This is a genomic window from Sulfitobacter sp. PR48, from assembly GCF_028807335.1.
Taxonomy (GTDB): domain Bacteria; phylum Pseudomonadota; class Alphaproteobacteria; order Rhodobacterales; family Rhodobacteraceae; genus Sulfitobacter.
Window position 1 is genome coordinate 152,395 of the sequence record NZ_JARAMM010000003.1, and the last position, 18,413, is coordinate 170,807.

The 18,413-nt window shown below is 63.2% G+C and carries 20 protein-coding genes; 9 read left to right on the plus strand and 11 right to left on the minus strand.

The window, feature by feature from the left end:
• The first annotated feature begins 169 nt into the window (after window positions 1–169).
• The 3 genes from phbB (at window position 170) to yddG (ending at window position 3,221) form a co-directional block, all read left to right on the plus strand.
• Window positions 170–892, plus strand: a complete 723-nt coding sequence (gene phbB / locus PVW51_RS05415) for an acetoacetyl-CoA reductase (RefSeq protein ID WP_269361285.1) — start codon at window positions 170–172, stop codon at window positions 890–892.
• A 524-nt stretch (window positions 893–1,416) separates the two neighbouring features.
• On the plus strand, window positions 1,417–2,358 hold the full coding sequence (locus tag PVW51_RS05420; protein ID WP_274573896.1) for a transcriptional regulator GcvA: 942 nt from the start codon (window positions 1,417–1,419) through the stop codon (window positions 2,356–2,358).
• Entirely contained in the window at window positions 2,355–3,221 is an 867-nt protein-coding gene (gene yddG / locus PVW51_RS05425; RefSeq protein WP_274573897.1) for an aromatic amino acid exporter YddG, read from the plus strand. Before PVW51_RS05420 ends, yddG begins: the two co-directional genes overlap by 4 nt.
• Before the next feature lie 10 nt (window positions 3,222–3,231).
• Here the strand turns inward: yddG and PVW51_RS05430 are convergent, their stop codons facing one another.
• From PVW51_RS05430 to PVW51_RS05440, 3 genes are all read right to left on the minus strand, one after another.
• Window positions 3,232–3,396 carry a YdcH family protein gene (locus PVW51_RS05430; RefSeq protein ID WP_269361291.1) on the minus strand — a complete coding sequence of 55 codons (165 nt, stop codon included), beginning with the start codon at window positions 3,394–3,396 and terminating at the stop codon, window positions 3,232–3,234.
• 110 nt (window positions 3,397–3,506) lie between these two features.
• Window positions 3,507–4,259, minus strand: a complete 753-nt coding sequence (locus tag PVW51_RS05435; protein ID WP_274573898.1) for a tRNA1(Val) (adenine(37)-N6)-methyltransferase — start codon at window positions 4,257–4,259, stop codon at window positions 3,507–3,509.
• Window positions 4,256–4,471 carry a putative signal transducing protein gene (locus tag PVW51_RS05440; RefSeq protein WP_269361295.1) on the minus strand — a complete coding sequence of 72 codons (216 nt, stop codon included), beginning with the start codon at window positions 4,469–4,471 and terminating at the stop codon, window positions 4,256–4,258. Before PVW51_RS05440 ends, PVW51_RS05435 begins: the two co-directional genes overlap by 4 nt.
• Before the next feature lie 55 nt (window positions 4,472–4,526).
• On the opposite strand from PVW51_RS05440, the gene PVW51_RS05445 reads away from it, so the two are divergent.
• Window positions 4,527–5,525, plus strand: coding sequence for a polyprenyl synthetase family protein (locus PVW51_RS05445; RefSeq protein WP_274573899.1), 999 nt, complete (start codon window positions 4,527–4,529; stop codon window positions 5,523–5,525).
• Here PVW51_RS05445 and PVW51_RS05450 read toward each other — a convergent pair.
• From PVW51_RS05450 to soxR, 4 genes are all read right to left on the minus strand, one after another.
• Window positions 5,518–6,411 carry a 4-(cytidine 5'-diphospho)-2-C-methyl-D-erythritol kinase gene (locus PVW51_RS05450; protein WP_274573900.1) on the minus strand — a complete coding sequence of 298 codons (894 nt, stop codon included), beginning with the start codon at window positions 6,409–6,411 and terminating at the stop codon, window positions 5,518–5,520. The two genes, PVW51_RS05445 and PVW51_RS05450, sit on opposite strands and share 8 nt — an antisense overlap.
• A 7-nt stretch (window positions 6,412–6,418) precedes the next feature.
• On the minus strand, window positions 6,419–8,134 hold the full coding sequence (locus PVW51_RS05455; protein ID WP_274573902.1) for a tetratricopeptide repeat protein: 1,716 nt from the start codon (window positions 8,132–8,134) through the stop codon (window positions 6,419–6,421).
• A gap of 158 nt (window positions 8,135–8,292) precedes the next feature.
• Window positions 8,293–9,942 (minus strand): electron transfer flavoprotein-ubiquinone oxidoreductase, encoded by a 1,650-nt coding sequence (locus tag PVW51_RS05460; protein WP_274573903.1) that lies wholly within the window; start codon window positions 9,940–9,942, stop codon window positions 8,293–8,295.
• A gap of 165 nt (window positions 9,943–10,107) precedes the next feature.
• Window positions 10,108–10,563: a redox-sensitive transcriptional activator SoxR gene (gene soxR / locus PVW51_RS05465; RefSeq protein ID WP_274573904.1), complete on the minus strand. Its 456-nt coding sequence runs from the start codon at window positions 10,561–10,563 to the stop codon at window positions 10,108–10,110.
• An 82-nt stretch (window positions 10,564–10,645) separates the two neighbouring features.
• On the opposite strand from soxR, the gene PVW51_RS05470 reads away from it, so the two are divergent.
• The 3 genes from PVW51_RS05470 (at window position 10,646) to PVW51_RS05480 (ending at window position 12,711) form a co-directional block, all read left to right on the plus strand.
• On the plus strand, window positions 10,646–11,026 hold the full coding sequence (locus tag PVW51_RS05470) for a VOC family protein (protein WP_274573905.1): 381 nt from the start codon (window positions 10,646–10,648) through the stop codon (window positions 11,024–11,026).
• Between the two features lie 138 nt (window positions 11,027–11,164).
• On the plus strand, window positions 11,165–11,635 hold the full coding sequence (gene greA, locus PVW51_RS05475; protein ID WP_269361305.1) for a transcription elongation factor GreA: 471 nt from the start codon (window positions 11,165–11,167) through the stop codon (window positions 11,633–11,635).
• 14 nt (window positions 11,636–11,649) lie between these two features.
• Window positions 11,650–12,711 (plus strand): hypothetical protein, encoded by a 1,062-nt coding sequence (locus tag PVW51_RS05480; RefSeq protein WP_269361308.1) that lies wholly within the window; start codon window positions 11,650–11,652, stop codon window positions 12,709–12,711.
• Between the two features lie 403 nt (window positions 12,712–13,114).
• On the opposite strand, the gene PVW51_RS05485 is transcribed toward PVW51_RS05480, so the two are convergent.
• From PVW51_RS05485 to PVW51_RS05500, 4 genes are all read right to left on the minus strand, one after another.
• Window positions 13,115–15,235: a molybdenum cofactor synthesis domain-containing protein gene (locus tag PVW51_RS05485; protein ID WP_274573907.1), complete on the minus strand. Its 2,121-nt coding sequence runs from the start codon at window positions 15,233–15,235 to the stop codon at window positions 13,115–13,117.
• Window positions 15,232–15,723 carry a molybdopterin-guanine dinucleotide biosynthesis protein B gene (mobB, locus tag PVW51_RS05490; protein WP_114275207.1) on the minus strand — a complete coding sequence of 164 codons (492 nt, stop codon included), beginning with the start codon at window positions 15,721–15,723 and terminating at the stop codon, window positions 15,232–15,234. The genes PVW51_RS05485 and mobB overlap by 4 nt, the downstream gene beginning before the upstream one ends.
• Entirely contained in the window at window positions 15,720–16,322 is a 603-nt protein-coding gene (mobA, locus tag PVW51_RS05495; RefSeq protein WP_274573908.1) for a molybdenum cofactor guanylyltransferase MobA, read from the minus strand. Before mobA ends, mobB begins: the two co-directional genes overlap by 4 nt.
• Window positions 16,323–16,434: 112 nt before the next feature.
• Window positions 16,435–17,316: a formate dehydrogenase accessory sulfurtransferase FdhD gene (locus PVW51_RS05500; RefSeq protein WP_274573909.1), complete on the minus strand. Its 882-nt coding sequence runs from the start codon at window positions 17,314–17,316 to the stop codon at window positions 16,435–16,437.
• Between the two features lie 54 nt (window positions 17,317–17,370).
• On the opposite strand from PVW51_RS05500, the gene PVW51_RS05505 reads away from it, so the two are divergent.
• Both PVW51_RS05505 and PVW51_RS05510 read left to right on the plus strand, forming a co-directional pair.
• Window positions 17,371–18,090: an AzlC family ABC transporter permease gene (locus tag PVW51_RS05505; protein WP_274573910.1), complete on the plus strand. Its 720-nt coding sequence runs from the start codon at window positions 17,371–17,373 to the stop codon at window positions 18,088–18,090.
• The gene (locus PVW51_RS05510; RefSeq protein ID WP_269361316.1) at window positions 18,087–18,413 is read left to right on the plus strand and encodes an AzlD domain-containing protein; all 327 of its coding nucleotides are present in this window, start codon (window positions 18,087–18,089) and stop codon (window positions 18,411–18,413) included. The genes PVW51_RS05505 and PVW51_RS05510 overlap by 4 nt, the downstream gene beginning before the upstream one ends.

Genomic DNA, 18,413 nt, shown 5'->3' on the forward strand with positions numbered 1-18,413 from the left:
CTGAATTGGGTGGCTGAAGTTCTCTCCCCATATAGTAGAATCGACAAATTGAACCGCCAAGCTCGCTTCGGTGTTGCCAAGCTTGAACAAGCCGCATAAACCGGATGTGGTAGCAATAAAGTTGCGTCTGATAGATGCATTTCGAAATATCATTACTGGAGGAAACTAAATGTCCCGTGTCGCACTTGTAACCGGAGGGAGCCGTGGGATCGGCGCCGCCATCTCGAAAGAACTGAAGGATGCAGGCTATTCCGTTGCCGCCACCTATGCCGGCAATGATGAAGCCGCTGCCGAATTCACCAAGGAAACCGGGATCAAGACCTACAAGTGGAACGTTGCCGACTACGAATCCTCCAAGAATGGCATAGCACAGGTCGAATCGGACCTGGGGCCGGTCGAAGTGGTCGTCGCCAATGCGGGCATCACCCGTGACGCACCCTTTCACAAGATGACGCCGGAACAATGGCACCAGGTGATCGACACCAACCTGACAGGCGTGTTCAACACCATTCACCCGATCTGGCCGGGCATGCGCGAACGCAAGTTCGGGCGCATTGTGGTGATCTCCTCGATCAACGGACAAAAGGGGCAGTTTGCGCAGGTCAACTATGCCGCAACCAAGGCCGGTGACCTGGGAATCGTGAAATCGCTGGCGCAGGAAGGTGCGCGGGCGAACATCACCGCGAATGCGATCTGCCCGGGCTACATCGGCACGGATATGGTCATGGCCGTGCCTGAGAAGGTCCGCGAATCGATCATCGCGCAGATCCCGGCGGGCCGTCTGGGCGAGCCGGAGGAAATTGCCCGCGCCGTCAAATTCCTGGTCTCGGATGATGCAGGTTTCATCAACGGCTCCACCATCTCGGCCAATGGCGCGCAATTCTTTGTCTGATTGCAGCAGTTAAGACAATCAAAGGCCGGCTCCTTCGAGCCGACCTTTTTGCTGGTACGGGCTGGGAAAGCCCGATCCGCCGCCCTTAGAACGCCAGACCTTAAACCCGAGACATGAATACCCTGGCGCGCCTGCGGCGCTCCCGGGGCATTCATGCCGCTGGATGCTTCAGGTTAAAGGTCGGACGCTTTAGCGGCTGGAACGGGGAAACAACCAACCCCAAAAGGCGTTGACAGCAGCCCCACGCGCACGATGTGCCTTGTGGATGGCGTTGCGGGCTGCGGCGTTTGTTGTGGCTTCAATCATCGGATCAATCCTTGTGATCGTTTTACAGCGTCCCGCCTTTCACCTGATACATTCCGTATCGCCGATGTCCCGAAAGCGCGAAGCGCGGCAGGGTATCGGCTATACAGGTTTATGGCGGGGCGCTTTAGTGTTTTTGACCTGAACCCAATCTGGGCCTTTGCAACGGTGCTTACAAACGAGACTTTTCAATCCGTCAGTTAAAGTATACTTAACTGAGAATGGTAGGTCGCCTTCCCCCTCTCACCGCCCTGCGCGCCTTTGATGCCGCTGCGCGTCACATGTCCTTTGCCAGGGCGGCAGCGGAACTGAACGTCACCCCTGCCGCGTTAAGCTTTCAGATCAAGTCGCTGGAAGAACACCTTGGCACCCCCCTGTTCCGGCGCCTGAACCGCATGGTGGAACTGACCGAAGCCGGGCGCGCGCTCGCGCCGGATGCCCGGAGTGGTTTTGAAATTCTGACCCGGGGCTGGCGTGCGGCCCAGCGCACCCAGGACCATCAGTCACTGACCGTGACAGCGGGGCCTGCCTTTACCGCCAAATGGCTAGCCCCCCGGCTTTTCGACTTTGCGCAGGAACATCCCGACATCGAACTGCGGTTCTCGGCCTCCCTGCATCTGGTGGACTTTGCCCGCGACGATGTGGATGTGGCGGTGCGCTTTGGCCTTGGCCCCTACCCCGGCCTTTATGCCCTGCCGCTGGCAGAGGAATGGGTAACGCCGGTGATGGTGCCCGAACTGGCCGCCCGATACCCCGAGCCTGCCGATCTGCGCAACGCGGTGCTGATCACCGATGAATCGATGGATTTTCTCGCCCCGCCCGCCGATTGGGCCGCATGGTCCGCCGCATTGGGCTTGCCTCCGCTCAAGCCGACGGGCCCGCGGTTTTCGCAGGCCGATCACGCGGTGGATGCTGCCCTTGCGGGAATCGGCGTTGTGCTGGGGCGCCGCGCATTGGTGATCAAGGACCTGGCAGAGGGCCGCCTGATCGCGCCGTACAAGACCGCCCTGCCGACCGGGGCAAGGTTTACCTTCATTTGCCCCGAAGGGGCAGAGGACCGCCCCCAGATTGCGGCCTTCCGGGACTGGATGCTGCGGGAGATTGACAAAACTGCACATATCGCCGACGCAATGACCGTGTTGAACAGGGCATCCCCATCATGACAGGCAAGGCCGCCACCGCCATCGGTTTCATCGCCGTGCTTCTCTGGGCGCTGCTGGCGCTTTTTACCGTCGGATCGGCACCCACACCGCCCCTCCTGCTCAACACATTGTGCTTTGCTATCGGCGGTACGCTTGGGCTGATCTGGGCCTGTGCGACCGGTTCGATTGGCGCATTACGGCGGGTGCCGCTGCGGGTCTATGTCTTTGGCACCCTGGGGCTGTTCGGCTATCACGCGCTCTATTTCTCGGCCCTGCGCCTGGCACCTGCGGCCGAAGCGGGGCTGATCGCCTATCTCTGGCCGCTTCTTATCGTGATCTTCTCGGGGTTGCTGCCGGGCGAACGGCTGCGCGGCGGCCATATGCTGGGGGCCGCGTTGGGGTTTGCGGGTGCCGCCCTGATCATTGCCGGGGGCGGTCTGGGGTTTTCGGCGGAAAACCTGCCGGGCTATTTGCTGGCCCTGCTCTGCGCGCTGACCTGGTCCAGCTATTCGGTTCTGTCACGGCTGGTGGGCGATGCGCCGACCGTCTCCGTGACCGTCTTCTGCCTCGCCGCGGCGGCCCTGTCCCTGCCCCTGCACCTTTTGTTCGAGCAGACGATTCTGCCCGCCACCGCATTGGGCTGGGCGGCGATTCTCGGCCTTGGTCTTGGCCCGGTCGGGCTGGCGTTCTTTGTGTGGGATATCGGTGTGAAACACGGCGACATACAGCTATTGGGAACAAGCTCTTACGCGGCACCGCTTCTGTCCACGCTGGTGCTTGTACTCGCCGGGGTCGCCGCCCCCAGTCTCACGTTGCTGTGGGCGGCCTTACTGATCACTGGCGGCGCAAGTATTGCCGCCTATACCAGCATGAGAAAGCGTTAGGTCCGCAGACCTACGCCGAAAGGCGCGCGATTTCTTCCTTGAGGCGCAGTTTTTCTTTTTTCATTGTAGCAACTTCCAGATCATCAACTCCAGGGGAGCGTTGGGCCGTCTCCACCGCTTCGCTCATCGCCTGATGTTTCCTTCTCAGAGTCTCCAGATGTGCGTCAAAAGCCATATAATCCTCCATATGATGAGCTAACCCTTCGAGTGGATCACAGAACGATGTTTCTGTCACGCTGCCTCGCAGCATAATCGCTAAAGTAGTAAAAGATTGCCTAACGCGGCCTAAAACTTCAGCGCGGCCCCGGCGCGGAGCACGGCGTCAACCGCCGGAACATAGTCTTTTGCGTCACTTTCGCGATGCGCCCCTGCATGCAGTGCGAGTGCGGGGTGCAGGCGGAATGCCGCCCGCCCGCTCTTGCGCGCCCGCAATATCACGCGGTCAGGGGCACGCCCCGGCCGGGCCGCAAGCGGCAGCACCTCGACAGAGCCAAGGTCATCCGGCAGGGCGCGGATCAGGTCGGGCAGGCGCTCGACCCGGTGAATGAAATGGGCCTGCCCCTTGGGGGCGAGACGTTTCGCCGCAACCCTGACCCATGTGGCCAGCGGCGTTTCCTCTCCGTGCGCCGCCTCACGCGCCGGATCGTCGGACCGGACAGAGGCCGCGCGATCATAATAGGGCGGATTGGCCAGCACGTGGTCGAACTGGCGTTCACGCAGGGCCTGCGGCAGCCTGGCAAGGTCGGCTGTGAACACCTCCAGCGCCTCGCCTCCGTTGCGCCGGGCCAGATCCGCCATCGGCGGATGGAGCTCCACACCCGTCAGCGCCAGGCCGGAAACCCTTGAATTCAGGCATAAGATCGCAGCACCCACGCCGCACCCCAGATCCAGCACGCGCTGGCCGGGCCGGGCCTGCACAGAGGCGGCCAGCAGCACCGCATCCACCCCGGCGCGGTAGCCCTGTCGCGGCTGCCACAGGTGCAGCCTGCCGCCCAGAAAGGCGTCATGGGTCAGATCGCTGTCACCCGACCCGCTCACAAGCCCAGCGGGATCCCGTTATCGCGCATCACCTGGCAGGCGGCGTCATGGTCATCGGGATGCACCATCAGCCGGCGCGGAAAAATTCCGATGCCGCCTTCCAGCACGCTCATATTTACGTCCATCTCGAAGCAGGCTATATCCTCGCCCCTGAGAAGGGCCGTGGCAAAGGCGATGATCGTCATGTCGGTGCTGCGCAAAAGTTCCTTCATCAGATTGATTTGGGGCAAGCGTGCCCGTTTGTCGAGCCTTGGGTGGGGCCATGCCATGAATATCGCGACAAAGGCCAAGCCGCACGAAAGGCTCGCCGCCTATCTGACCGAGGACATGGCCGCCGTTGGTGCGCTGATCCGCGAGCGGATGGCGTCGAAACATGCGCCGCGCATCCCCGAGGTCACGGCGCATCTGGTCGAGGCGGGCGGCAAGCGCCTGCGCCCCATGCTGACCCTCGCGGCGGCCCGCATGTGCGGCTATGAAGGCCCCTACCATGTCCACCTCGCAGCGACGGTGGAGTTCATCCACACCGCCACACTGCTGCATGACGATGTAGTCGACGAAAGCGCCCAGCGGCGCGGGCGGCCCACGGCCAACCTGTTGTGGGACAACCAGTCATCGGTGCTGGTGGGCGACTATCTGTTTGCGCGGTCCTTCCAGTTGATGACCGAACCGGGCTCCATGCGGGTGATGAGGATCCTGTCGAATGCCGCGGCCACCATCGCGGAGGGGGAAGTGCTGCAACTGACCGCAGCGCAAAACCTGGCAACCGACGAAAGCGTCTATCTGCAAGTGGTCCGGGGCAAGACCGCCGCGCTCTTCTCTGCCGCCACAGAGGTCGGCGGCGTGATCGCCGATGCACCCGAGGATCACGTGAAGGCGCTGTTCGATTATGGCGATGCTTTGGGCGTGGCCTTCCAGATTGTCGATGACCTGCTGGACTATCGCGGCCAGGCCGATGCCACGGGCAAGAACGTGGGCGACGATTTCCGCGAGCGCAAGCTGACCCTGCCGGTGATCAAGGCAGTGGCCCGTGCCGATGCCGAAGAACGCGCCTTCTGGGTGCGCACCATCGAGAAGGGACGCCAGGAAGACGGCGATCTTGAGACCGCGCTGGACCTTTTGCAGCGCCACGGCGCCCTGACGGACACGCAGGAGGATGCCATGGGCTGGGCGGAACAGGCCAAGGCGGCGCTTGCCCCCCTGCCCGACCATCCGGTGAAATCCATGCTGATTGATCTTGCGGATTACGTGGTCAGCAGAATCAGCTGATCCGCGGCTGGCAAAGCGCCTGCATGTCGCCCAGTTGCGTCGAGGTGACCCACCAGTCCGGCCGCACGTCCGACAGCCACGCGGCAGCTGATTTGGCCCTCGCGGCATTCTCGTAGAGCCCGAAACAGGTGGCCCCCGATCCCGACATCCGCGCCAGCAGGCAACCTGCCGAGGCCCTGAGGGTTTCCAGCGCATCCTGGATCACCGGTGCCAGGGACACGGCCGGTTCTTGCAGGTCGTTGCGCTGATCCTTCAGCCAGGCGATCAGGTCGTTGGCTGTATGGAAGTCTGGCAAATGATCCGGCATTTCCGGATTCCCACGCTGTTCCAGCGCCTTGAACACCGATGGTGTAGACAGGGCCACGCGGGGGTTTGCCAGAACCGCATGTAGTCCGGGCAGGCCCGGCACCGGGCTCAGGTCCTCTCCGACCCCGCGCATCCGGCTGGGACGACACGACAGGCACACCGGAATGTCAGCGCCCAATGCCAGCAACCGGTCGGCCAGATCCGCCGGAACCGCACCCGTTCCCCGGCTGGCAAGCAATGCCCGCACCACCGCCGCGGCATCGGCGGAGCCACCCCCGATACCGGAGGAAACCGGCAGGTTCTTTTCCAGCCTGAATCTGCCGGTGGGCGTCCCCTGCATCAGGGCTGCCGCCCGCAGCACAAGGTTGTCGCCACCACCCTGCAACCCGCCGCCTTCCGGGCCGGAAATGGTCAGCGAAAGCGGTGTGCCCGTGCTCAGCTCCAGCCTGTCACCCACATCGGCAAAGACCACCAGCGAATCCAGCAGGTGATATCCGTCGGGGCGTTGCCCGGTGACATGCAGTGTCAGGTTGATTTTCGCAGGCGCGCGGACCCGCACGCGCAGCGGTACGTCAGCCACCGGCCGCTCAGATATCGCTGCTGGTTTTCAACGGTTCGGCGCCTTCTTCCTCCAGCACCGCGTCCAGACCAACCTCAAGCTTGCGGCGCATCCTTTCGGGGTCCGCTTCGCCGTCGGTATCCTCGGGGTCGACAAAGGAGATCGCCCGGCGCCACTGGAATTCCGCTTCGCGTTTGCGCCCGACAGCCCAATAGACATCGCCAAGGTGATCGTTGATCACCGGATCGACCGCCAGGAGCTCCACCGCGCGCTCCATCTGATCCACCGCTTCCTCGTAACGGCCAAGCCGATAAAGCACCCAGCCCAGCGAATCCACGATGTAACCGGAATCAGGGCTGGCCGCGACGGCGCGTTCGATCATGTCCAGCGCCTCGTCCAGGTCGCGCTGCTGTTCGACCAGCGAATACCCGAGGTAGTTCAGCACCTGCGGCTGCTCGGGATTGATCGCCAGCGCGGCACGGAAATCCGTTTCGGAGGCGGCCATGTCGCCGGAGCGTTCATAGGCGATGCCACGGGAATAGAAGAGCACCCAGCGCATGCGGTTGTCTTGTGGCACCCGTTCAATGGCGCGGTCATAGGCGGCAATCGCACCGTCCCAGTCTTCGCGCCCGCGCAGCAGGTCACCCAGGGTCGAATGTACCACTGCCAGATCGCCGTGGCTGCGCGCCAGCTGGGTCAGCACCTCAATCGCCTGATCGTCCTTGCCGGATCGGCGCAAAGCGCCCGCGCGGCCCAGTTCGGCAGCATGATAGGTGGGGTTGTCCGCAGGCACCGCGGCGAATTCGTCGATGGCCAGTTGATACTGGCCAAGGTTTTCCAGCAGTTCGGCGGTCAGCAGCAGCGCATCCATGTGATCGGGCCGCAGGTATCGTGCGACACGGGAATAGAGCAGCACATAGTAATCGCCGGTATTCTCGTTCTTCAGGACCGCCGCAAAGGTATAGAACACCTCGGCCATCCCGGCCAGGGGGTCCGGCACATGGGTAAAAGGCACCGGTTCCCCCGCCGCAAGCGCCGCAGTCAGCATATCGAGTTCGGGGTCGGTTCCGGTGCCAAAGCTGGTGCGGATCAGTGTCAGCGCCTCGTCCTGCCGGTCGAGTTGCGCCAGGATTTCGGCATGGGCCATGACACCCCGGCGGGTCTGACCGGCAGCGCCCACCAGGCCCTCGCCGAATATGTCTGCGGCACCTTCGTAATCGCCGACGCTCGCCAGTGCGAGGGCCTTGTGATACATCACCAGTCCCTGCATCCCCGGTTCTTCGCTGAGCGTATCAAACGCCGCCATTGCCGAGGTCACGTCACCCACACCCATATGCGCCCAGGCCTTGACCAGCCCGTCGACCCAGGGGCCGATCCCGGTTGCGTCATCGCCCCGTTCCAGCAGGCCTTCATAATCACCCCGCTTGGCCATGTCGGCGGTCAGGACAAGCCGGGCCACCTGGCTGCGGTGGTTCTTTTCCTCAAGCGCGCGGGCCAGCGGCACGGCCTTTTCCACATCACCCAGGGACAACAAGGACAGCGTCCCGCTTTCCATCAGTTCGGCATTGGTCGGATCATGGCTCAGCGCCTCGGTGTAATACCGGGCGGCCTCCGCGTAGTCACTGCTGACAGCAGCATGCCGCCCCGCCAGATAGGCCCCCGCCACCGATTGCGCCTGTACCGGCGGTGTCAGGGCGCTGCTGGCCGCAAGAATGGCAACCGCACTCAGCACTCGTTTCATCATTTTGCAACGGCCTCTAATTCTGTTTTCCCAAAGGCTATCAGGTCCAGCGCCAAGCGCAATGGCACAGCCCCGCCATGACGCACCTGTGAGCAAAGTGGCGCGGACAGGAAAAAGGCGGGGTCACCCCCGCCTCATTTCGCATCACATGTCATTTCGCATCACATGTTGGGATAGTTCGGCCCGTCGCCCCCCTGCGGCGTGGTCCAGACGATGTTCTGCGTCGGGTCCTTGATGTCGCAGGTCTTGCAATGCACGCAGTTCTGGAAGTTGATCACGAAACGCGGGTCCTTGCCGTCTTCGATGACAAATTCATAGACCCCTGCCGGGCAATACCGCGCCGAGGGCCCTGCATATTCGGGCAGGTTGACCTTGACCGGGACATCCGGGTCTTTCAGCGTCAGATGCGCAGGCTGGCTTTCCTCGTGGTTGGTAAAGGAGAACGCCACATTGGTCAGACGGTCAAAGCTGAGCTTGCCGTCGGGCTTGGGATAGTCGATGGGCTTGTGCATGGACGCCTTTTCAGTGGCTTGCGCATCGGTTTTGCCGTGGCCCAATGTTCCCAGCAACGAAAAGCCCAAGGTGTTGCACCACATGTCGAAACCGCCCACCGCGAGGGAGGTGGTCAGGCCGAATTTGGACCACAGCGGCTTGACGTTGCGCACTTTCTTGAGGTCCGCACCGATGGCACCGCCGCGCACGTCCTCCTCATAGGCGGTCAGCTCATCGCCAGACCGGCCAGCCGAGATCGCCTCAAAGGCTGCTTCCGCCGCTGCCTTGCCGGAGAGCATGGCATTGTGGTTGCCCTTGATGCGCGGCACGTTGACCATGCCGACGGAACAGCCCAGCAGCGCCACGCCCGGTGCCACCATCTTGGGCATCGACTGATAGCCGCCCTCGGTGATCGCCCGCGCGCCGTAAGCCACGCGCTTGCCGCCTTCCAGCAGCTCCTTGACCATCGGGTGATGCTTGAAGCGCTGGAATTCCATGTAGGGAAACACATGCGGGTTCTTGTAACCCAGATGCACCACAAAGCCGACATAAACCTGATTGTTATCAAGGTGATAGATGAAAGAACCGCCGCCCGCGTTCTTGCCCAGCGGCCAGCCCATGGTATGTGTCACAGTGCCTTCGCGGTGCTTGGCCGGGTCGATCTCCCAGATTTCCTTCATGCCAAGGCCGTATTTCTGCGGCTCCTTGCCTTCGTCCAGACCGTATTTGGCGATTACCTGCTTTGACAGGCTGCCGCGCACGCCTTCGGACAGGAACACGTATTTGCCATGCAACTCCATGCCCGGCTCATAGCTGGGGCCGGGCTTGCCATCCGGCCCCACGCCCATTTCCCCGGCGACGACGCCCTTGATTTCGCCGTTGTCACCGAACACCAGCTCGGAACAGGCCATGCCCGGAAACACCTCGACACCCAGTTCCTCGGCCTGTTCAGCCATCCAGCGGCAGACATTGCCCATGGAAACGATGTAGTTGCCGTGGTTGTTCATCAGCGGCGGCATGGGGAAGTTCGGCACCCGCAGCTTGCCCGCCTCGCCCAGCAGGTAAAAGTTGTCTTCCTTCACCGGCACGGTGACAGGCGCGCCCTTTTCCTTCCAGTCGGGGATCAGCGCATCCAGCCCGCACGGGTCCAGAACCGCGCCCGACAGGATATGCGCCCCGACTTCAGAGCCTTTTTCGAGCACGACGACATTGCAGTCGGCATCCAGTTGTTTGAGCCGGATCGCAGCGGAAAGACCGGCAGGCCCCGCGCCCACGATCACCACGTCATATTCCATTGCTTCGCGTTCGATCTCGGCCATGCTCGGCGCTCCCTCCAGGCAATTAAAAAGGTTTGAAATTGGCTAAACCACGCCAAGCCCCTTTGCAATCCGGACGTGGGGTGAAATTTCGGGCGTGTCGTCGCATGCAGGCAAGGGAAAGCGCCCCGACAGACGACCGGGTTCCGCTGGCATGATGCCGCAGGATCAGCCTTCGGGCGTGTCGCCCATCAGGTAACGCGGCCCCTGCCCCCGATCCGCCGCCTTGTCGGCAGGGTTGTAAAGCGCGCAGCTGTCCAGGCTGAGGCAGCCACAGCCGATGCAGCTGTCCAGACGTTCGCGCAGCTTGGTCATCGTGTCGATGCGCTGGTCCAGCGCGGCCTTGAAACCGGCGCTGATCTGGGCCCAATCGGCCTTGTTCGGCGTCCGCCCGCCCGGCAGCCGGTCCAGTTCCGCCTTGATCTGGGGCAGGGTAAATCCGAATTGCTGCGCGATCATCACAAAGCTCAGACGCCGCAGATCCGCCCTTTCGAACCTGCGCTGGCCGCCTGCATTGCGCCAGGGCCGGATCAGCCCCTGCGCCTCGTAATAGCGGATAGCAGAGACCGCCAGGCCGGTCCGGTCCGCCAGCGCCCCAATCGACAAACCGTCATTTACCGCCATCTGAAATTTCTCCGCAAAATACCTTGACCTAAAGTGAGGTTTAGCAATTACGATGAAAAAATCAACAACAAAGGAGGCCCAGATGCCTGCGATCCTCGAACATACGAATTACACCGTGTCCGACCCTGCCGCCACCGCCGCATGGATGGAAAAGCTGTTTGGCTGGCACATCCGCTGGCAAGGCGATGCCATGGCGGGCGGGCATACGGTTCATGTGGGCACTGACGATCATTACCTGGCGCTTTACACCCCCGGCACCCCGGCCAGCGAAGCGACCTCCAGTTACACCCGTGTCGCCGGCCTGAACCATATCGCGGTCGTCGTCGACGATCTGGACGGCACCGAAACCGCCATCAGGGCGCATGGGTTCAAGACCGGAAATCACGCCGATTACGAACCCGGACGGCGGTTCTATTTCCACGACGATGACGGCATCGAATACGAGGTCGTGGCCTACAACTGATCCCCTCTGCCGCCGATCCTGCGCTGCCCCCCTTGCAATCGGCGGCAACTTTGGGTCACTTGGAGTCCAAGCAAAGCAACCAAGGCCGCTCCCGGTATCAAACCGGGGTGCGGCCCTCCTTACGTGGACGGACGGCCCATGGAAAAGATCCCGATGACCCGCGCGGGTCACACCGCACTGGAAACCGAACTCAAGCAGCTGAAGAGCATTGAGCGCCCCGCCATCATCAAGGCGATTGCAGAAGCGCGCGAGCATGGCGACCTGTCGGAAAATGCCGAGTACCATTCCGCCAAGGAAAAGCAGTCCTTCATCGAAGGCCGCATCAAGGAGCTTGAGGGCGTGATCTCGCTCGCCGATGTGATCGACCCCGCGAAAATGTCCGGCCCGATCAAGTTCGGCGCAACCGTGACATTGGTCGACGAAGACACGGACGAGGAAAAGACCTATCAGATCGTGGGTGAGTACGAGGCCAAGATCGAGAATGGCCTGCTGAACATCAAATCGCCCATCGCCCGCGCCCTCATCGGCAAGGAAGAAGGCGATTCGGTCGAAGTGCGCACACCAGGGGGCGAAAAATCCTATGAGGTTCTCAAGATCGTCTATGCCTGACAGGGGGCTGCGGCATGACTGACGCGCCCGAATCCGCTGCCGGCACCGAAACGTCCGAGACCGCCAAACCGGCGGCCAGGGCGCCCCGGGTGACCCCCTTGGGAATTTACGACAAGCCAAAGCCCGATGCGATCACCTCGATCGAGGTGATTGCCATCGCGCTGAGCGCCGTCTGGCTTCTGGGGGCCGGTATTTTCTTTGTCTTTGTCAGCTCCGAGCCGGAAACGCAGGCGGAATCCGGCGGGTTCCGGTTTCTGATGACCATGCTGGCAGTCTTCATGCCGGTTGCGATGATCTGGGTTTCGGCGACGGCGGCGCGCGCCAGCCGCGTGATGCGCGAGGAAAGCCAGCGCCTGCAATCGGCCATCGACGCGATCCGCCAGTCCTATATCGCGCAGCAGCAGGGCATGCATATGCGCACCGAACCCTCGGTCGCGCGCAAACTTGATGAAATCGCTGCCGCCGCCCGCAAGACCGAAACCGCGCTGGCGACCTTTCAGTCGCGCCGCGATGAGCGGATGCGCCTCGCCCCCCTTGCCCCCGCGCCACAGGTCGATGACCAGCCGACACTGGCACTGGGCACCCAGGCCAGCGACATGATGCCGCTTCTGTCGAACGAAGACTTCATCCGCGCCCTCAATTTTCCCGAAACCGCCGAGGACGAGACCGGCTTCGCCTCCCTGCGCCGGGCCTTGAAGGACCGCGCTGCCAAACAGCTGATCCAGGCCGCGCAGGATGTGCTGACCCTGCTCAGCCAGGACGGCATCTATATGGACGACCTGCGCCCCGACCGGGCACGCCCCGAAGTCTGGCGGCAGTTCGCGCAGGGCGCGCGCGGCCGGCCGATTGCGGCACTGGGCGGCATCCGGGACAGATCGTCGCTGGCGCTGAGCAATGCACGGATGAAGCAGGATCCGATCTTTCGCGATGCCGCGCATCACTTCCTGCGTCGCTTTGACAAGACCTTCGCGGCCTTCGAGCAACAGGCATCGGACGGAGAGATTTCGGCCCTCGCCGACACCCGCACCGCGCGGGCCTTCATGCTGCTGGGCCGCTGCGCGGGGACGTTTGACTGAGGCTTGAACAGGTTTTGTGCCTTGGGTTCCGGCCCTAGGTCGTGTTGACATTCATTGTCGCCCACCCGCGCGAGACGGATTTTGCCGCTGGCACCCTGATGTGAGCGCAGCAATGTGATCATTGGAAGCGAACATCCGGGATGGCAGAGGCAAAATCCGCCGCGCCCCGCAGGGGTTTCGCCAAAATTGCCCATTTCTGCGTTACAGCGTCCCGCCTTTACTATAAGGTAAATCACATCGCCAATATCCCGAGAGCGCGTAGCGCGGCAGGGTATTGGCGCTTCAATTTCAAGGCGGGGCGCGCAAAGAAAGCTTGAAATAGCTGGCTATTCCTGCGCTCTCTTGCCTGGAACTGAGCAATTTTGGACTGAAACGGGTGGGCGACAATGAATGTCAACACGACCTAGAGCCCGAAACTCCCGTAAGGAATGAACCGCACCATGTCCCCCGGCGCCACTTCTGCCGCCGGTTCGGGCAGTTCCACCAGCCCTTCCGCCCAGCTTAACCCGCTGATCCGCCCCGACCCTTCGGAGGCAAAGACCTCGGCCCGCCCGTCCCGCATGCGCGCCCGCAGATATTCCCGGCGCCCCGCCTTCTTGCGCTTGGTGAATCCGGCGGGCACGTCGAAGCCCTGGGGCACCGGCCAGCTTTCCCCGGCCAGGACCGCCAGCGCGGGCCGCGCAAAGATCAGGGTACAGACCAAAGCCGCAACCGGGTTGCCCGGCAGGCCAAAGACCGGTTTGCCCTGCCACATACCCAAGGCCAGCGGACGCCCCGGTTTGACAGCGATGCGCCACAGGCCCATCGCCCCCGCCTCTTCCAGCAGGGCCGAGACGTGATCCTCATCCCCGGCAGAGGCGCCGCCGCTGGTCAGGATCACATCCACCTGCCCCGCCGCATCATCGAGCACCCCGCGCAGCGCCGCCCTGTCGTCACCCACCTGCCCCAGATCGACCGGCTGATGGCCAAAGCGCTGCAACAGGGCCAGCAGCATCGGGCGGTTCGCATCGAAGATCTGCCCGTCGGAGGCCGGATTTCCCGCAGCGACCAGTTCATCACCCGTTGACAGCACACCGACCCGCAGCGCGGCCCGCACTGCAACTTCGGCATTTCCCGTAGCTGCCAACAGGGCCAGGTCGGGGGCGGTGATGCGCCGACCCGCGCGCAGGACAGGATCACCCGCCTGCACATCCTCACCCGCCCTGCGCGTGTTGGACCCTGCCTTGACCGGCCCCTGAAAAGTCACCTCTGCACCGTCAAGCACCACGTCCTCTTGCAGGACAACGGTATCGACCCCTTGCGGAAGGGCTGCCCCCGTCAACACGCGGATCGCCTGCCCCTCTGGCACCACGCCGGGGCGGTCCCCTGCCGCTGCACGCCCTTTGGCCAGGGTCAGGCGATGGCTGCCTGCGCCACGCGCGCCTGCAAATCCATAGCCATCCACGGCCGTATTCGGCAGCGGCGGGTTCGCCCGCAAGGCGGCAACATCCGCCGCGGCAACCCGGTGCATCGCCTGATCAAGGGAAACAATCTGAAGCGGAGTGACCACCTGCATCCGTGCTTTCAGATGCGCCAGGGCCTCCTCCACCGGGGTCCAATGCACCCCCGGCGGCAAGGCAAAACAATCGTTGCGCAGGGGCGGCGGTGCCGCGCCTGCCTGCGCCGCCGCGATCAGCTCATCGCGTATCCGCGCGCCCAGTATCCAGGCCTCCTCGCCCGCCTCATCCGGCAGATCCGCCATATCCGCCACCAGCCGGTCGGGCGGCAATTTGGCCAGCGCATTGGCCAGCAGCCGCACCTGTTCGCGGTCCCGGATGGCATCGGCCCCCAGTGCCTGCATCGCACCCCGCACCGCCTGTTCCACCAGACCGGGCCAGATTTCCGCCAGGACAACAGCCGCGCTGCTGATATCCTCAAGCGGCCAGGCGCGCGCGCCGCAGGCCCTGCGCAGCCGCGACAGCACCGGCAGCCCCATCATGACCTGCCCGCCCACCGTCGGGGGGAAAGCCATCTGGAAACAGGAAGAAGCTGCATTTGCCACGATGTCCGTGACACGCCTTTCGGCAATTTCGTCGAACCGGACGCCCTGCTTGCGATAGGGCACGCCGGGCCATCTGTCGCGGTGCGATTTCCCCCAGAAGGGGCCGGGACCGCTGAAAAGCGCGTTCAGGCGCTCGGCCACCTCATAACGGTTGTTGTCGCCCGAGGCGTCATCGCTGATCTGGCTCTCGAACCAGTCCCACAGGGCCAGCGTGCCCTTGTTGCCGACAACCTTCCGGGCAAACCCCTTTGGATAGCCAAAGGGGAAGTCGAACCCCAGCAACAGCCGCCGCCCCGCCGCCACCTCCTGCGCAATCAATGCGCGCAAGTGGCCTTCCGCCTCCTGCCTGCTGCGACAGTAAAGCGGTGCCTGCTCCACCCCCGCGCGGTTGATCCCGATCCAGATCGCATCCTTTGACGGACGTGCCGGAGCGCGCTTTCCGGCGGACCAGTCGACAACGGCAAATGTATCGAATGCCGTCACAGCCCGACCTCGGCCAGGATGAAATCGGCGATGGCGCTGGTGTCATTGAGGTCAAAGACCGGCCGGTCGAGGTCGAGCGGCACATCGCTGGCCACTGCCCGCACGGTCGGATCCTCCGGCGCGATCAGGGGGTTGCCCGTTTCGGCGCGATGCGCCTCCACCTTGGGATGAGCATCGCGCTTGTAACCTTCGATCAGCACCAGATCGACCGGCGACAACCGCGCCAGCAGTGCCTCCAGCGTCGGTTCCGCCTCGGCGCGCAGCTCATGCATCAGGGCAAATCGGTTGCGCGAGGCCAGCATCACCTCGGTCGCGCCTGCAACACGGTGGCGGTGGCTGTCCTTGCCTTCGTGGTCCACGTCGAAGGAATGGTGCGCGTGCTTGACCGTGGAGACGCGCAGGCCCCGCCCGGTGATTTCGGTTACCAGCCGTTCCATCAACCCGGTCTTGCCCGCGTTCTTCCACCCGACAACGCCGTATAACTTCATAACATTGCCTCGGCCCGCTGCAGGTCTTCGGGCGTGTTGATGTTAAAGAACGCCGCCTCATCCGGGAACAGCGCTTCGCGCCCGTCGTGGCGCGCTGTCCACTGCACAACCTTGCGCATGCCGTCTTGAAGTGATGCACGAAGATCGTCGCGTAACCCCACAGGCCATAAGCCAAAAGTCGGATGCCGCGCATGGCCCCGCTCAGGATCAGGCGTCGCGGCCAATACCAGCGGCTGCGCCATCCCCTCGCTTGCCAGCAACAGCTGCGGAACCAGATCGCAGGGAAAGAACGGCGTGTCGGCGGCGGCGGTCACGATCGTATCCGCCCCCTGTTCCGCCGCCCAGTCCAGCCCGGCCAGAACCCCCGCCAGGGGGCCTGCGAAACCGTCGATACTGTCGGGCAGAACCGGCAGCCCAAGCGCCGCAAAGCGGGCTGCATCGCCATTGGCATTCAGCGCCAGATCAGCGACCTGCGGCGACAGCCGCCCGATCACCCGGTCCAGCACGCTCTGCCCGCCCAGCCGCAACAACCCCTTGTCGCCGCCGCCCATGCGCGTGGCTTGTCCGCCTGCCAGGATCACGCCGAGAGGTTGCTTCATGTCGCAGCCTCATGCCACCGGACCACATCCCTCACACCCTTCGCCACCAGCATCGCTCCGACCCCACCGCCGGGGACCAGCATGCCCGCAAAGCGCAACGCGTAGCTCTCGCTCATGATGCGGCCTTCCGCCCGGAGCGCTTTGGCTCATCGGCCACAGTTTCCGGATCCACATCCCGCACCAGACGTTCCGCACCGCTCAGGCAGATGAACCGCCGCCCCTTCAGGCGTCCGATCAGGGTCAGCCCGACCTGCCGCGCAATTTCCACGCCCCAGGCGGTAAAGCCCGAGCGTGACACCAGCACCGGGATGCCCATCATCGCCGTCTTGATCACCATTTCGGAGGTCAGCCTGCCGGTGGTATAAAGTATCTTGTCCGCCCCGTCGACGCCCTCGGACAGCATCCAGCCCGCGATCTTGTCCACCGCGTTGTGGCGCCCGACATCCTCCATATAGACCAGCGCGCGCTGCCCCTGGCACAACACGGTGCCATGGATCGCACCCGCCGTGAGGTACAGGCTGGGCGTCCGGTTGATCCGGGCGGAAAGCGCATAAAGTGCAGAGGTCGTCACCGGCGTCTGCGGCAGATGTACCTGGTCCAGCCCCTCCATCATGTCACCAAAGACGGTGCCGACCGCACAGCCCGACGTCCGCGTCTTGCGGCGCATCTTGTCTTCGAAATCGGTTTCGACAGCGGTGCGGACCACCACGGTTTCCAGCTCTTCGTCATAATCCACGCCGGTGATCTCATCGCCCAAGCGCAGCATCTGCTGATTGCGCAGGAATCCCAGCGCCAGATACTTGGGATAATCCCCGATGGTCATCGCGGTGACGATCTCCTGACGGTTGAGGTAGATGGTCAGCGGGCGCTCCTCCACCACGCGGATGTCGGTCTCGACCCCGTTCTGGTCCGTGCCGCGCACCGCCCGTGTCAGACGATCCGCCGCAGGATCGGGCGCGATCAGGAAATCAGACAAATCCGGGTTCTGGGCCAATTGTATCCCCTTTTGTAACAGGTTACCCCTGTCTGCATAATCTAGGGGTATCCCATGACCATCACCACCACCAAATCCGCCTATCTGAAGGGCATCGCCGACGGTGCCCCCTTCATTCTGGTGATCATTCCCTTTGCTGCGCTCTTTGGCCTGCTGGCCACCGAAGCCGGTCTTTCGGTGATCGAGGCGCTGTCCTTTTCCGTGGTGGTCATTGCCGGGGCCGCGCAGTTCACTGCCCTGCAGCTGATGCAGGAAGAGGCCCCGACGGTGATCGTCCTGTGCTCTGCCCTTGCGGTGAACCTGCGCATGGCGATGTATTCCGCCTCTCTTACCCCCTGGATCGGGGGCGCGCCGCTGTGGCAGCGCGCGCTGGCGGCCTATCTGACAGTCGATCAATCCTATGTCATCGCGATGGCCCAATACGAAAAGGCGCCAAAGATGACGATCCCGCAGCGGATGGGATATTTCTTTGGGGCGGTCACGCCGATCGTGCCGCTGTGGTATTTCTTTACCTTCATCGGTGCCTACCTTGGCGCCCGGGTGCCGGACGGCCTGGCGCTTGATTTTGCGATTCCGATTACATTTCTCGCGATGATCGCGCCGATGTTCCGCACGCTGGCCCATGTGGTTGCGGCCTTTGTCGCTGTTGTCGTCAGCCTGTTCGCGACCGGCATACCCTATTCGCTGGGCGTCATCGTCGCCGGCTTGATCGGCATGATGGCAGGCGCAGAGGTCGAGCGCCGGATGAAGCGCCGCGCGGGAGGTCCGACATGATCGACAAGACAACACTCTGGATCGTGATCATCGGGCTGGGGCTGGGCAGCTTCTTCTTGCGATTCGTCTTTACCGGGCTGGTCGGCAACCGGGCGATGCCGGAATGGTTGCTGCGGCACCTGCGTTACACCGCTGTCGCCGTATTGCCTGCCCTGGTGGCACCCCAGGTTCTCTGGCCGAATGCAACCGGGGGCGAGTTCGACCCCGCACGGCTGGCGGCAGCGACGGTCACCCTGGCGGTGGGCGTTCTGACCAAGAATGTCATCGGTGCCATCCTTTCAGGGGCGGCAACGCTGTACGGTCTGCTCTATCTGCTGGGGTAG

Bases quoted from the DNA above. Each gene is read 5' to 3' on its own strand.
- soxR (WP_274573904.1), bottom strand. From the start codon at position 10,563: ATGGCGGTAAATGACGGTTTGTCGATTGGGGCGCTGGCGGACCGGACC.
- PVW51_RS05430 (WP_269361291.1), bottom strand. From the start codon at position 3,396: ATGGCTTTTGACGCACATCTGGAGACTCTGAGAAGGAAACATCAGGCG.
- PVW51_RS05505 (WP_274573910.1), top strand. From the start codon at position 17,371: ATGACCATCACCACCACCAAATCCGCCTATCTGAAGGGCATCGCCGAC.
- PVW51_RS05510 (WP_269361316.1), top strand. From the start codon at position 18,087: ATGATCGACAAGACAACACTCTGGATCGTGATCATCGGGCTGGGGCTG.
- PVW51_RS05480 (WP_269361308.1), top strand. From the start codon at position 11,650: ATGACTGACGCGCCCGAATCCGCTGCCGGCACCGAAACGTCCGAGACC.
- mobB (WP_114275207.1), bottom strand. From the start codon at position 15,723: ATGAAGTTATACGGCGTTGTCGGGTGGAAGAACGCGGGCAAGACCGGG.
- PVW51_RS05460 (WP_274573903.1), bottom strand. From the start codon at position 9,942: ATGGCCGAGATCGAACGCGAAGCAATGGAATATGACGTGGTGATCGTG.
- PVW51_RS05445 (WP_274573899.1), top strand. From the start codon at position 4,527: ATGAATATCGCGACAAAGGCCAAGCCGCACGAAAGGCTCGCCGCCTAT.
- phbB (WP_269361285.1), top strand. From the start codon at position 170: ATGTCCCGTGTCGCACTTGTAACCGGAGGGAGCCGTGGGATCGGCGCC.
- PVW51_RS05440 (WP_269361295.1), bottom strand. From the start codon at position 4,471: ATGAAGGAACTTTTGCGCAGCACCGACATGACGATCATCGCCTTTGCC.
- PVW51_RS05470 (WP_274573905.1), top strand. From the start codon at position 10,646: ATGCCTGCGATCCTCGAACATACGAATTACACCGTGTCCGACCCTGCC.
- PVW51_RS05420 (WP_274573896.1), top strand. From the start codon at position 1,417: ATGGTAGGTCGCCTTCCCCCTCTCACCGCCCTGCGCGCCTTTGATGCC.
- greA (WP_269361305.1), top strand. From the start codon at position 11,165: ATGGAAAAGATCCCGATGACCCGCGCGGGTCACACCGCACTGGAAACC.
- mobA (WP_274573908.1), bottom strand. From the start codon at position 16,322: ATGAAGCAACCTCTCGGCGTGATCCTGGCAGGCGGACAAGCCACGCGC.
- yddG (WP_274573897.1), top strand. From the start codon at position 2,355: ATGACAGGCAAGGCCGCCACCGCCATCGGTTTCATCGCCGTGCTTCTC.
- PVW51_RS05455 (WP_274573902.1), bottom strand. From the start codon at position 8,134: ATGATGAAACGAGTGCTGAGTGCGGTTGCCATTCTTGCGGCCAGCAGC.